Here is a 12,119-nt window from a genome sequence, read left to right as displayed (position 1 = left end):
ACAGGCAAGAGCAGCATTTTCTCCGGTATGGTCTACTGCGCTGACTGCGGTTCCAAGATGCAATATGGTTCGTCCAACAACAGGGACTTCAGTCAAGACTTCTTTGATTGCTCTCTGCACAAGAAGAACGGGAGCAAGTGCAAGGGACACTTCATCCGGGTAAAGGTTCTGGAAGGACGTGTACTGAGTCATGTTCAGCGGGTGACGGACTACATTCTCCGTCATGAGGACTACTTCCGCAAGGTCATGGAGGAGCAGCTTCGGGTGGAAAGCACCGAAAAGCTGACCGTCCTGAAGAAGCAGCTTGCCCGGAATGAGAAGCGGATTGCAGACCTCAAACGGCTGTTCATGAAAATCTACGAGGATAACGCCAGCGGAAAGCTGAGCGATGAACGCTTTGACATGATGAGCCAGAGCTACGATGCCGAACAGAAGCATCTGGAAGAGGAAGCCCTCTCTATCCAGCAGGAAATTGAAGTACAGGAACAGCAGATCGAGAATATTGAAAAGTTCGTCCAGAAAGCGCACAAGTACGTTCATATTGAAGAACTCACCCCTTATGTTCTCCGTGAACTGGTGTCGGCCATCTATGTGGATGCCCCGGATAAGTCCAGCGGAAAGCGGGTGCAGCACATCCATATCAAGTACGATGGGCTGGGGTACATCCCTCTGGATGAACTGGAAGCAAAAGAAAAGGCGTGACCGAAGTCACGCCAAATCTTCCCCATTTCGGGAGCTTTTGCAAATACTGTTTTATGGGAACTCTGCTACGGGGAACGCCCTGCTGTACATATCGCTGTTGTCTGTGGCTTTTGGCAGGGTGCGTCCTATTCAGGGGCGCACCCTGTTTTTTGTTTTGCCCTTAATCTTCTAGCCCATGGCTTCCAGCCACATTCTTCAAATATTCCTTCGGGTCGCCGTTCAGAATCAAATCCGCATAGCCCAGTGGGTCATTGTAGATAAGGTAGTCCAGTTCCGTCTGCTGCGCCATGGTCACATCCAGTGCATCCTCAACCCCGGTACAGTCAATGGAAATTTTTCTCCCATCCCGGTTCGTGTCCTTTCTGCCTTACGGCACTCTTACCGTGGTCTGTCGTGCTTTTTTGTGATAAGGTCTAGGACGTTTTTCGATGGAAGCAAGGGATTCATTTTGTTTTCCAAAGAAAACAAAAAATCCGAACCCTTCTCCTATTGGAAAAAAGTTCGGATTTTGTTGTTGTGGTGCACCTCCAGGGACTCGAACCCTGGGCCCACTGATTAAGAGAGCAAGCCGCCGGTTCGTCTCAATTTATGGAAGTTTCGAGTCATCGTTATTTTTAATCAAGACAACGTGATTTTTCACCCAGTAATTTCTGCACCCTTTGTCGGATTTTGTAACGAAAAGCACCTTCTGCACGTTTTGAAACCGTGCAAAATCCGTGCAGAAACCGTGCACTTACTCCCCGACAAATAAAATCGCTCTATCCCCCACCGGCTTGACGGCATTGGTTTGAGTGGCCGAACATCAAAATCAAGTCATGGAGGACACGACTATGAACAAACTGCTTTCTTGCCACTACAATATGGACACCAACCGGGTGGAAGCCCAGTTTGCGGACGGCTCTGCTGTTGCCATCGACTGCATTGCCATTGAGGACGAGTACGGCAACACCCCGGCACAGCGGGCAGAACTGGACTGGCTGCTCTACAATAAGCCATTGGAGTACGCCCAGCTTGTGCTGAGTGGTGAGATTGAACACTACCTTTCACTTGGCTGCGACCATGGCAGACTGGAAGATTGACCTTTAATTGAAATATTCCAAACAGATCAACAGCCCTCTACTTGCAGTCGTTACAAATAGAGGGCTCTTAGTTAGTAGTTCAATCTATTATGGTGACCATCTGAAAATACTGATACTGGTATTCGTCTTCTAATACCGCCTGCATTTCTTCCATGTATAACGGGTCTTTCAACAATTTGGGATGAAATGCTCGCTCTCTCCAGAGTCGGACTCCACTTTTGGGAAAAATATATTCCGTCCCAAGTTGCAAGTCCTTTTCGTTGCAAATAACTTTGTCCTTTTTCATTAAGCTATCAATAATACACTCGGCGGTTGTATTAAACATGTCCATTCCGAACAGTTTTATTGACGCAACTTTAGACAGATCTCTCTGGATGCCGATTTCAGTAGCTTTTCCGTTCCGATACTGCACTAGAAAGAACGAATCATTATCCATATATCGTCCGGTTATCAAATTAGGGTCATCGGTTTCCGCACAACGTTCCATTTGCATTGCTTCATTAGAAGAATTCGACCATTGTCTCTTCATTTGCAGAAGAGTTTTTTCTAGCTCATCTGGTGCCATACCTAATTTTAATTGTCCAATTCCAATATGTGGTATAATAATTATCTCTTTCATAACAAAACCTTATACCAAAAAGGTAAACCACACAAATGCAGCAGTTGCACATATCATCAGAACCAGTAGTATCGTACTTGCAAGTTTCTTCTCAATGGAAACTTTCTGATTTTCGCATAGGACAATCTGCTGAAGATTGTGAAATTCGGCTTCGCTGACATTTCCATTTAATGCTTTCCATGCAGTGCAGCGATCTGTAACCAGCAAAAAATCGGACAGCATTTCCATAAAGATGACAGCGAAAAATGCCAGAGAAAAGAACCACATCCCATTCCATTGAAGTTCTGTCAACACCCTCTGAAGGCTTGAAGGCTTTAATGACACTAACGAAATAATGTAAATCAACGTGTTGCAGAATTCTCTTGCTAATGGCCCTTTTTGTTTAAGAAAATCCATTTTCAACCCTTTCCTTACAAACGGAGTGACTTAACCACCAATAGCCTGATAGTAATCCGTTTTAGAACGAATCAAAGAACCGTTTGACTTGTATTCTTTGACAGTTTGATGGTAGCAATATTTTCGAAATATGTGTTCTATTTTTTCTGCATTGGAATCACCTCATATCAAGTTTGAATTCATATTCTATGCGTCAAATTGTGACTGATTTCAATGATTTTTTTGGTGATGACTAAGATGTTTTATTTAGCTCATTTCGTCCGATGCGGTAAATCTTCTTGTCTTGTTCTCCTACTTCAACAATAAGTTCATTTTTATTGTGATGAACTATTACTGGAATATAGCTATCGGAATTTTCCACCATCAAACATGTGACTCCATTCGTCCATTCACTGTTCAATTCCTTTGATAGCATGGAAATGATTTCTTCTTTCGTCATTTTGATTAATGAATAACCTCCATTTTGCACACTCCCCCAGGAGCTTTTGCTTAGTCAACGTTGCTCACACTGCGTTTGTGACAGCTTTTTTGAAAAAAGTTCAAAATCTTGTCAGCTTTGGACGCTTCAACGAAAAAGTGTCCACACATTTGTAAATAATTACAAGCGTGTGGGCAAAAATTCAGCCAGTTAGGAAATGCTCTCTGCAATTTTTAGAATCTCTTCACGCGGTATCTTTCCAATGATCGTATGTGATATGCCATCTTTCTCCCATACTAGCACATATCTTGTACGGCCTCCGCTATTGTTTGTTCCGAGTGTGGCATCGGCTGTTCCAACTTAACCTCGTTCTAAATAAACCGTCTGGCGGTATCTAACTGATTAACATTTCAACAAAGAAGCTGTGGTTGGAGCCTCCAATATTGAGCAATCCATTTTCTTTCCACTGCATCATAGGGATAACCGGGATTCCCCAGCATCTCTTTTATTCAGGATTTTTCTACTGAAATCCGGATTCCAAATCCTCCCTCTGAGTATGCAATGCTTATCCATGTTTCATCTTTTCTTAGCAAAACGCCTGTCGAAACGCTTTCTGAAGCCGATGCCTCTTCAGCGTATCCTAAGGTTTTCAATTGGTCAATATATTTTTGTATTTCTTCTTCAGAGATATTATTATAAAAGATTGCATAATACCCAGCATTAGAACCATCCAATATATATTCTATCGTTCCACTTTCCGGCTCACAAATAAGCCTAGTGTATTCATTATCCGGCCAAACTGAAGTATAAATACATTTTACATCAGACGGATTGGTTCCTCCATGTGTAGCAAATTTTCCCTGACCTGAAAAACGAATGCAAAGAAAGACCAATATCAAAACTATAAAGGCAACCGCCATACTGCTAAAAAATTCCAATTTCTTATTCATTTGGCTTGCTCCTTAATTCAAACGTACAAAGCCACGATTCTTTTCTTTCGACTCTAAAGAATCGTGGCTTTTATACCCATTATCTAATGCTTTTATTACGGAATCGTGATGTCGTAGGAAATGGAGAACTGGCCACCGTTTGCCAAAGCATTCAATTTGTTTTCAAGGAAATTATCTGCATTGGAATCACCTCCATCACGGTTTCCATTTTAGATGTTGATAATAGCAAAGCACAAATAGAAAAAATCCACAATATTGTAGCAAGACGGAGAAAAAATGTCACCAAAACGGTGTAAGCGCAAAGCAGGGATTGGTTCTTGATCTCTGTTGTGAGAGTTCACAAACGTCCGGGGTGCTGTTGCCGGAAGGATGCTTTCTTCAATTTTCTTCCAGAATTCTCTGCAAATAGCGGGCTGTTTATGCTTCTTGAGAATCCATCTAGTGAATACCGACACCCTCCATGATCTTTTCTATCCAATTTGTGGAAGAATCATTTTTCTCACTAAATGACCCCAAATAATGTGACGAACTCTCAACCTCTATTATTACACCATCCGGCATTCTGTATTTTTCTAAACTGAGATTCAAACCTTTAAGTGGGATTGTTCTAGCCAGTTGAGGGATAGAAACTGTATGGAGAATATCAATTTTTGATAAACCTCTATACGTTTCTGTCTTTTCGGCTTCACTTAGCAACCGTTCTGCATACTGATTTGAAATAACCTGTATGCGAAATTGTTCTTTTTCATCCTCGGTCATCTCAAGTGGAACGCCGTGCAATGTGTCCACAATATAGGACGAAATTTTAGCGAAGTGCTCGTCAAAATCAGTGGTATCTTCGTTGGTCATATTTCTGTTCTACCCTCATTATAAGCTTTCCGGTCTGCTTAAAGTTACAGCTTTCAGCGTAAAGCTTCCGTAGTTTTTAATTTACCTTCCACAGGAACTTCTGCTTAGTCATTCTTATTGCTGCAGATCGGCTCCATCCTGTAAGCACCCCAAAAGATGTACGTAAAGCCTCTTGCCTGCATATTTAAGAGAAAGCGGATATGCTCTTTTACCATTGATTTGAATGTAGCCATTTTCAGAAACCGTTATGCGAATATCTGGCATTCCGTCCATTGTTTCACCAAAAGCTATCGTGAGTTCATTGAGTGCACCGCTATCACCAGAACCACCAGCATAATCAGTGACAAAATATGTCTGCTCAAAAGTTTTGGCAATATCTATATATGTCAGGTCATCCTTTTCAAATAGCCAAGACTGGTCAATTTGAGCACCATTAGTGTCTACTGTAAGATGGTATGCTGATACTATCCTGCATTGTTTCAATGGACGTTCTATTATCACAAAGTGAGTGACTTTTATACAAATCAGTATGACCACCAAAATCAAGGTCACAGTCGTTGTGATTATTTTTTCTTTTTTTCTCATCATAAATAGACAATACACCTCCAATTTTTTGCTCCTAATAGGAGCTTTTGCTTAGTCAACGTAGTTCGCCTTATGTTTGTGACAACTTTTTTGAAAAAATCTCTGCTTTTCGTTATGTTTGTACGCTTATACAAAGAAACTCCATGTTATTTGTTGATTCTAACAAATAGCATGGAGTTTCATATTAAAATACGTTTTCAGCAATTTTCATAATCTCATCTCGTGAAATGTTTCCCATAATCGTGTTTGAAACGCCTCCTTGCTCCCAGCTTAAAATATAAACGGTGTCTCCGTTTTCGCTTGCACTCGTTCCCAAAGTTGCATCTGCTTCTCCGACCTTTACGGTTTCGTACACTGTATGCTCATTATCAAATAGGGACTGCTGCCCCGGCTGGATAATTGAACAACGGACAGTGTAGCTTTCCTCTGTTTCTTTTGACGAGTAAACATGTAAAAAGTTTTCTGCTCGTTCAAATTTCTGCGCATCGTCCATTTCAAAGCCGTCCGGCACATAATGATCGCTGTATCCATCCGGTAATCGTTCCAACGGTTCGCCGTCCACTTGATACGTCAGCTGCATCTCAATCGGCAAGAACTTCTGAATCATCGTGTAGACTGCCTTGCGGAAGTCTGCACTTACTGCAAGCGCGCCGAGAGTTAAAATTACCAGCGTCATGGCTGCAACAAGCACTCGTTTCAGCACCGGGCGGCGTTTATGCAACGCCGCTTGCAGGCGAGCATCCCATCGGGACGTGTCCGGGTAGCGTTCTTTAAGCTGCGCCGGACTTGGCAGCTCGTCCAGTTCTTTTTGTGCATCTGCACGGAGTGCCATCATCAAAGCTGCATCAAAAGAAATCTCTGTCCGCTCACTCACGGCTGTTCAGCTCCTTCCACAATAGTTTTCTTCCACGGAAAAGCCGCATCCGAACCACTTCATCCGTCAGTCCAAGCGATTCGGCAATCTCCCGGTTGGTATAGCCCATTGCCAAAAGACGCAGAGGATCACGGTACATCGGTTTCATCTGCCCAATCAGTTCTGTCAGGTGTTGGATGTTATCGGTGCTGACTACTGCATCATCCGGCACCGGGGCGTCATCTTGTGCGTCCGGGACTTCCTCCAGCGGTTCTTCTCGCTGCTTGCGAAGCATATCGTATGCACGGCTTCTACTACAACTAACGAGATAAGCAGCGAGTTTGTGACAGTTTTCTCGATGAATTTTAGAAAAATTTTTGGCAACGTACAAAAACACCTCTTGCAGTACATCTTCTGCCAGATACGAATCGCCCATAATTTTGTAAGCGGTATGGTAGACCAGCCGTTTGTAGGTATTATATACATCTATAAACTGTTCTTCGCTGCTCCGGTCATCCAGAACTGCCAGATACATTGCCAGCATTTTCGCTCACATCCCTCTTATCGGGAGGAATTATGTCAATTTGACACAATTCCTCTCTGCCCATTCATAAAAACCACCACGGCAGTTCCAGCCACAGGTTATCCATGGCCTGTTCTTCGGTCTTTTTGGCGCGGCCTTTCGTCAGGTGAAAGTATATCGCCGTGCCGATTAGCGGATGTTCCTCGCCATCGGTGAAGCCATAGCGGTACAGAAGATAGGTCTGCTCCCGCTGGCTCAGCCGTTTCAGAGCATCGTACAGTTCCCGGCGCGATTCCTGTTCTTCCATAATACTCTGCGGCTGCATGGCGTAGGGGTCGGCTATGGCTTCAATGCGCCGTAGTTGTTCCTCTCCCGGCAGAACATCGTCCAGCGAAACGCGCTGGTAGCAGACGCCGTCCTTGTCCTCCGTTACCATCCGCTGCTCAAAAGCGGCAAAGGCATCCCGCACCATGTCCATCATGGCGTTGCGGATGGCAGGAGCCGCATAGGTCAGGAACTTCATGCCGCGCGCTGCATCGAACTTCGGCACAGCTTTCCATAAGCCCAGATTGCCCGCCTGTTTCAAATCGTCCGTGTCAAGGTTCAGGCCAGCCTGTGCCAAATTCATGCTGCGAAAAAGGTCATTCGCCACCTTGCCAATAAAGGACTTGTTGTTGTCGATCAGGCTGTCCAGTGCGGTAGCGTCCCCTTTCTGTGCCAGCGCACAAAGCCGTTCATTCGTCTGCTTCATGGGCGTTTTCCTGCTCTGCGGCAGACTGCAAGATTCCCAACAGACCGTTCCGCAGCTGTTCCAGTGCTTCTGGCGTGGCTCCTTCCATGCCCGAAACACTGTCCAACATTGCATCTGTCAACTGCTCTGCCGTAATCGTTGGGTGCTGCACATCCTGCCCTTTGGTCAATTCAGTGAACATCTTCTCTGCCACTTTCTTGCTCATGGCTTCCTGTTCGGCGTAATGGCTCCCGATCCCCTTTTTGATTTCCTTGATTGCCGCCATGAAGTACATTTCAATATCATCAAGGTCGCCCTGGTACACCGGCTTTCTCCGAAGGCTGATGTCCTTTGCGGCTTTGGCTGCTTCCGGGGTCTTGACCTTTGTGCGCAGCAGGGTGCTCAATGTCGTGAGCATGGCATTCTGTGCTGCGATGCCGGATGCAAAAGTATCATCAAAATACTGCGCTATGCGGTAAGTAAGCTCTGCGAAGCGGGCATTTTCCAGCAGCAGATTGACCACCTCTGTATTGACACGCCCTGTGTAGAGGTTCTTTGCAGCTTCTACGGACAAGCCCAGTTCGGCAATGTCGTAATTTTTGCGGTCGGGGATGTTGGTTTCTCCCAGCAGGAAATCCGTGGACACATTAAACAGCCTTGCGATTTTCAGCACCTGCTCATGGGTCAGCGTCCCTTTTGCGCCGCTGATGAAGCGGCTGATGGTGCTTTTGGAGCAGCCGAGTTCCTTGGCAAGCTCCGGTTGGCTGATGTTGTGTTCTTTCATCAAGTCCGCAAGACGGATGTTGGATGGTGCGGGCAGATATTCCTGTGCCATGTGGTCGGCCCTCCTTTTTGATCTTTTTCCTCATTATAATACGCTCTGCCGTTTTGTTCAATATACGGTTACCTCTCCGCCCTTGCTGTTGCAGTCCTGCAACCAGTGAGGGCATTTTTCTTTTTCCGTTGCAGTTCTGCCGCTTTTGCGCCTTTCCTGCAAAATTTTCCGTATATTCAGGCAGGAAGCAAAAAACACCAGAGTTCCCACACGGGGATACTCTGGTGCAACACATAACACCGCCCTGCCCGGTGGCCGCAGGGTGCGCGGTTTTGCATGCATCGAGCCGCTTGTCCACCCCTGCCCGTAAAAAGTGCATTTTTTCATGGAAGAAGTTCGTACAACCTGTACGGTCTGTACTTGTACGCACCCGTACGGCAAATCGAGATAAATTAAGGCGTGTTATCGTTTATATTTCGGGTTTCCGTACACCGTACGAACCGTACAGGTTATTTGAACTCTGTACGCGATTTTTTCGGATGCGTACGGAGCAATCAAGTTCGCATTGTGCGAACTTGTCGGGGCGAGGCCCCTCCATCTTGCTGGCGCAAGACCGTTCGGTCACTTAAAAGCCCCACTGGGGCTTTCATTGCTTCGCAAACGTGAACTCGATTAACTCTCCCGCAGGAGACGTTCCCCCTCGGAGAGTCCTCGAAGAGCCCACTACACTTTGCAGCCCATAGGGATGAAGGTGTTATAGTGGGTTATTACACTTCCGAAGAAGTGCATCTTCGTTCCCGTCACCTTCCTCTGAACCCCAAAAGGAGGGATGCCCTTTGGCAAGAAATGATGGTATTGACCGCACAAGTGTCCGAAATCTCGCCGTTTCGGACAAGGCCGTTGGCAACACCCAGCAGCACAATGAACGTGAAAAGGACAGCTATCGGAACCCCGATATTATCCCCCAGCGCACCGCATGGAACGTCCATTTCAAAAAGCCTACCGCCAGCTACACCGACCTGTTCGCCCAACTGGAAGCCGCCGGAACCATCTCCACGCGCGGCCTGAAACCGGATGCCACCCACTACTGTGAGCTTGTCTTTGATGTCAACTCGGCCTACTTTGACAACCACGGCGGCTATGAGTTCGCCAAGCAGTTCTATGAGGATGCCTACAAAGCAGCCGTTCAGATCGTGGGTGGTGAGCAGTATATCCTCTCGGCAGTCATGCACGCCGATGAGATCAACCGCGCCATGACCGAAGCATTAGGCCGGGAGGTCTACCACTACCATCTTCATGTGGTCTATGTGCCTGTGGTGGAAAAGCAGATCCTCTGGTCGAAACGCTGCAAGGACAAGGCACTGGTCGGCACCGTCAAGGAGACTGTCATGCAGGTCAGCCGGAGCAAGAAGTGGGCATCCAAACCTCTGCTGGACGAATCGGGAAAGCCTGTTTTGCAAAAAAACGGCAAGCCTATCCTGAAGAAGTCGTACAGCGTCTTGCAGGACAACTTCTTCAATTTTATGCGCGCTGCCGGGTACACCGATATAGAGCGCGGCGAACGTGGCAGCACCGAAGAACACCTGACCGTCACCCAGTTCAAAGTTCAACGGGAGCAGGAACGGCTGGACAGCCTGACCGCCCAGATTGACCAGAAAGAGCAGCACCTCACCCAAACCAACAAAACCCTCTCCAAGACCGAAAAGGAACTTGCCGCTGTGCAGAAAAAGGCCACGCTCACAAAAGAAGCCCTCATTCATGCGCGCGATCTGGATTATATCGGCAAGCGCACCTTTCTCGGTAACTACTCACTGACCGAAGAAGAATTCTCCAAGCTGAAAAACAGGCCGACCACGGCTATATGATGGATGTGGAGAACCGCCGCTTGAAAGAAGAACTTTCCACCGCCAAGAAGGAAGCTGCTCATTGGGGTCAAAAGTATCATGAACTCTGGTATGAAGTGAAGCCCTATCTGGACGCTCTCCACCGTGCGCCCGAACTGGTGTGCGGCTTTCTGGAAAAGATTCTTGCCCCCAAGCAGGAGCTCACCATGAATGTGCAGCAGCGAAACCGCAGGCGTGGGCAAGATGTAGAACTTTAAGCTGAATTTTTAGATGATATGACAATATAAGGAGAAATGCTTATGGATTTTGACCGTAATTCTATGACCGTCCCTGTGCAATCTTCCGATTATACGAATAAGTTCTTGCAAAAGGACTCGAATCTCACTACAATGGAGGTGGTCACTCAAACCAATGCCGTCAAGTCTCCGACTGACAGCCCAGCAACCACGAAGCTGGTGTACACGGTGGAAAAGATCGCACGAATGCTGGCCATCAGCCTGCGCTCTGCTTACAACCTGTGCAACAGCACCACCGAATTCCGTGTCCTGCGGGTAGGCGGAAGCATCCGTGTACCGAAAGACAGTTTCGATGCGTGGCTCTACCGGGCAGCTTGATAAGGAGGCAAACAGTATGGCATATATTACGAAGCGCGGCAACTCTTACAGCGTCCGATACACTTATGAAGATGAGCACGGCAAGAGCTGCGACAAATGGGAGAGTTTTCCCACAAAAGAGGAGGCAACAAACCGAAAAAAGCAAATCGAGCATGAACTGGCGGCTGGTACTTTCCTGATTCCGTCCTCTGTGACGGTAGCAGAGTTCCTCATGGATTGGCTGCCCAAGCAGTGCAGCAAGCACAAGTGGGCCCCCAAAACCTACGAATCCAATCTTTCCACCATTCAGAACCTTATTATCCCCTATATCGGCAGCATGGAGATGCAGAAACTCAAGCCCTACCACATGGAAAACCTCTATACGACCCTGAGCAAAACGCCCTGCGGTTCGTATATCGAGGGAAAGAAGCAGGAATTGACCGAAAAGCAGAAACAGCGGTTCCTTTCCGGCACGACGATCCATGAGGTGCATCGGCTGCTGGGCACAGCGTTCCAGTACGCCGTGGAATGGGGCATTCTTGTCAAAAGTCCTGTTCCCGTGGACAGCCCCAAGAAGTCCACGCAGGAGCGCTCCATCTGGACGGTAGAGGAAATGCGGGCGGCTCTGGACAGCATGGATGACCCTATCCTGCATCTGGCAGTCCACCTCACACTGGTGGGCGCACTGCGAGAGGGCGAGATCGTAGGTCTGACCCCAGAGGATATTGACTTTGACGCTGCGGACGGCATCGGAACATTCCGTATCAACAAATCCATGCAGCGAGTGCGTAAAGAAGCCCTGAATCAGGTAGACGACGGCTGCATCATCAAGGTATTCCCGGACAAGCTGGAACGCAGCACCACTTCTCTCATCCTGAAAAGCACCAAAACGGCGTCCTCCTGCCGTACCATCTTCATGACCTCTGCTCTGAAAGAGGAACTGAAGAAGTGGCTGAATCAGCTGGCGGCAGACGAGATGAAAGATCCGGCACGCTACCATGACAGCGGAATGCTGTTCCGTCTGCCCAACGGTCTGGCTGTGGAGCCTGTGCTGATTCGCAAAAAGTTCCTCAAATGGCAGGATGCACACCCGGAGTTCCCTCGTATTGTGTTCCACGGTCTGCGGCATTCCAGTGCCACCTATCAGCTGATGATCTCTGGCGGCGATGTGAAGGCCGTTCAGGGCACCGCAGGACACGCTAC

Annotated in this window: 13 protein-coding genes and 3 pseudogenes; 5 read left to right on the top strand and 11 right to left on the bottom strand. The window is 47.2% G+C overall.

Annotated features, from left to right (window positions below; genetic code table 11):
* A partial coding sequence (locus GKG36_RS14230) for a DUF4368 domain-containing protein (RefSeq protein WP_154261283.1) occupies positions 1 to 702 on the top strand: 702 nt, incomplete at its 5' end.
* Between the two features lie 160 nt (positions 703 to 862).
* On the opposite strand, the pseudogene GKG36_RS14225 reads toward GKG36_RS14230, so the two are convergent.
* Positions 863 to 1,051 (bottom strand): annotated as a pseudogene (locus GKG36_RS14225) (DUF6061 family protein); the annotation flags it as partial.
* 481 nt (positions 1,052 to 1,532) lie between these two features.
* On the opposite strand from GKG36_RS14225, the gene GKG36_RS14220 reads away from it, so the two are divergent.
* On the top strand, positions 1,533 to 1,781 hold the full coding sequence (locus tag GKG36_RS14220) for a DUF6061 family protein (protein ID WP_015564576.1): 249 nt from the start codon (positions 1,533 to 1,535) through the stop codon (positions 1,779 to 1,781).
* 79 nt (positions 1,782 to 1,860) lie between these two features.
* Here GKG36_RS14220 and GKG36_RS14215 read toward each other — a convergent pair whose 3' ends face one another.
* From GKG36_RS14215 to GKG36_RS14165, 10 genes and pseudogenes are all read right to left on the bottom strand, one after another.
* A complete protein-coding gene (locus tag GKG36_RS14215; protein WP_015564577.1) occupies positions 1,861 to 2,400 on the bottom strand; it encodes a hypothetical protein in 540 nt (179 codons plus the stop codon).
* A gap of 9 nt (positions 2,401 to 2,409) precedes the next feature.
* Positions 2,410 to 2,796 (bottom strand): hypothetical protein, encoded by a 387-nt coding sequence (locus GKG36_RS14210; protein WP_223382614.1) that lies wholly within the window; start codon positions 2,794 to 2,796, stop codon positions 2,410 to 2,412.
* Between the two features lie 628 nt (positions 2,797 to 3,424).
* Positions 3,425 to 3,559, bottom strand: a pseudogene (locus tag GKG36_RS14885) (DUF4367 domain-containing protein); the annotation flags it as partial.
* A 164-nt stretch (positions 3,560 to 3,723) separates the two neighbouring features.
* Entirely contained in the window at positions 3,724 to 4,164 is a 441-nt protein-coding gene (locus GKG36_RS14195) for a hypothetical protein (RefSeq protein WP_005929376.1), read from the bottom strand.
* A 438-nt stretch (positions 4,165 to 4,602) separates the two neighbouring features.
* Positions 4,603 to 5,013, bottom strand: a complete 411-nt coding sequence (locus tag GKG36_RS14190; RefSeq protein WP_015564578.1) for a hypothetical protein — start codon at positions 5,011 to 5,013, stop codon at positions 4,603 to 4,605.
* Between the two features lie 114 nt (positions 5,014 to 5,127).
* A complete protein-coding gene (locus tag GKG36_RS14185) occupies positions 5,128 to 5,601 on the bottom strand; it encodes a hypothetical protein (protein WP_154261281.1) in 474 nt (157 codons plus the stop codon).
* A 181-nt stretch (positions 5,602 to 5,782) separates the two neighbouring features.
* Entirely contained in the window at positions 5,783 to 6,472 is a 690-nt protein-coding gene (locus GKG36_RS14180; protein ID WP_173012991.1) for a DUF4367 domain-containing protein, read from the bottom strand.
* Positions 6,465 to 6,995 (bottom strand): sigma-70 family RNA polymerase sigma factor, encoded by a 531-nt coding sequence (locus GKG36_RS14175; RefSeq protein ID WP_154261278.1) that lies wholly within the window; start codon positions 6,993 to 6,995, stop codon positions 6,465 to 6,467. Before GKG36_RS14175 ends, GKG36_RS14180 begins: the two co-directional genes overlap by 8 nt.
* Before the next feature lie 64 nt (positions 6,996 to 7,059).
* Positions 7,060 to 7,725, bottom strand: coding sequence for a sigma-70 family RNA polymerase sigma factor (locus tag GKG36_RS14170; protein ID WP_154261276.1), 666 nt, complete (start codon positions 7,723 to 7,725; stop codon positions 7,060 to 7,062).
* On the bottom strand, positions 7,709 to 8,539 hold the full coding sequence (locus GKG36_RS14165) for a helix-turn-helix transcriptional regulator (protein ID WP_154261274.1): 831 nt from the start codon (positions 8,537 to 8,539) through the stop codon (positions 7,709 to 7,711). Before GKG36_RS14165 ends, GKG36_RS14170 begins: the two co-directional genes overlap by 17 nt.
* 776 nt (positions 8,540 to 9,315) lie before the next feature.
* On the opposite strand from GKG36_RS14165, the pseudogene GKG36_RS14160 reads away from it, so the two are divergent.
* From GKG36_RS14160 to GKG36_RS14150, 3 genes and pseudogenes are all read left to right on the top strand, one after another.
* Positions 9,316 to 10,580 (top strand): annotated as a pseudogene (locus GKG36_RS14160) (plasmid recombination protein).
* 42 nt (positions 10,581 to 10,622) lie between these two features.
* Positions 10,623 to 10,937: a helix-turn-helix domain-containing protein gene (locus GKG36_RS14155; RefSeq protein WP_154261272.1), complete on the top strand. Its 315-nt coding sequence runs from the start codon at positions 10,623 to 10,625 to the stop codon at positions 10,935 to 10,937.
* 16 nt (positions 10,938 to 10,953) lie between these two features.
* Positions 10,954 to 12,119: site-specific integrase (locus GKG36_RS14150; RefSeq protein WP_154261270.1), on the top strand; the 1,166-nt coding region annotated here is incomplete at its 3' end.

Source organism: Faecalibacterium sp. BIOML-A1, assembly GCF_009679715.1.
Lineage (GTDB): Bacteria > Bacillota > Clostridia > Oscillospirales > Ruminococcaceae > Faecalibacterium > Faecalibacterium taiwanense.
Note: the sequence above shows the minus strand (reverse complement) of the source record. Positions and strands in the feature narration are given on the sequence as shown.

Coding starts and splice junctions, on each gene's coding strand:
- GKG36_RS14215 (WP_015564577.1), bottom strand. CDS start 2,400: ATGAAAGAGATAATTATTATACCACATATTGGAATTGGACAATTAAAA.
- GKG36_RS14165 (WP_154261274.1), bottom strand. CDS start 8,539: ATGGCACAGGAATATCTGCCCGCACCATCCAACATCCGTCTTGCGGAC.
- GKG36_RS14185 (WP_154261281.1), bottom strand. CDS start 5,601: ATGATGAGAAAAAAAGAAAAAATAATCACAACGACTGTGACCTTGATT.
- GKG36_RS14195 (WP_005929376.1), bottom strand. CDS start 4,164: ATGAATAAGAAATTGGAATTTTTTAGCAGTATGGCGGTTGCCTTTATA.
- GKG36_RS14175 (WP_154261278.1), bottom strand. CDS start 6,995: ATGCTGGCAATGTATCTGGCAGTTCTGGATGACCGGAGCAGCGAAGAA.
- GKG36_RS14155 (WP_154261272.1), top strand. CDS start 10,623: ATGGATTTTGACCGTAATTCTATGACCGTCCCTGTGCAATCTTCCGAT.
- GKG36_RS14210 (WP_223382614.1), bottom strand. CDS start 2,796: ATGGATTTTCTTAAACAAAAAGGGCCATTAGCAAGAGAATTCTGCAAC.
- GKG36_RS14170 (WP_154261276.1), bottom strand. CDS start 7,725: ATGAAGCAGACGAATGAACGGCTTTGTGCGCTGGCACAGAAAGGGGAC.
- GKG36_RS14220 (WP_015564576.1), top strand. CDS start 1,533: ATGAACAAACTGCTTTCTTGCCACTACAATATGGACACCAACCGGGTG.
- GKG36_RS14190 (WP_015564578.1), bottom strand. CDS start 5,013: ATGACCAACGAAGATACCACTGATTTTGACGAGCACTTCGCTAAAATT.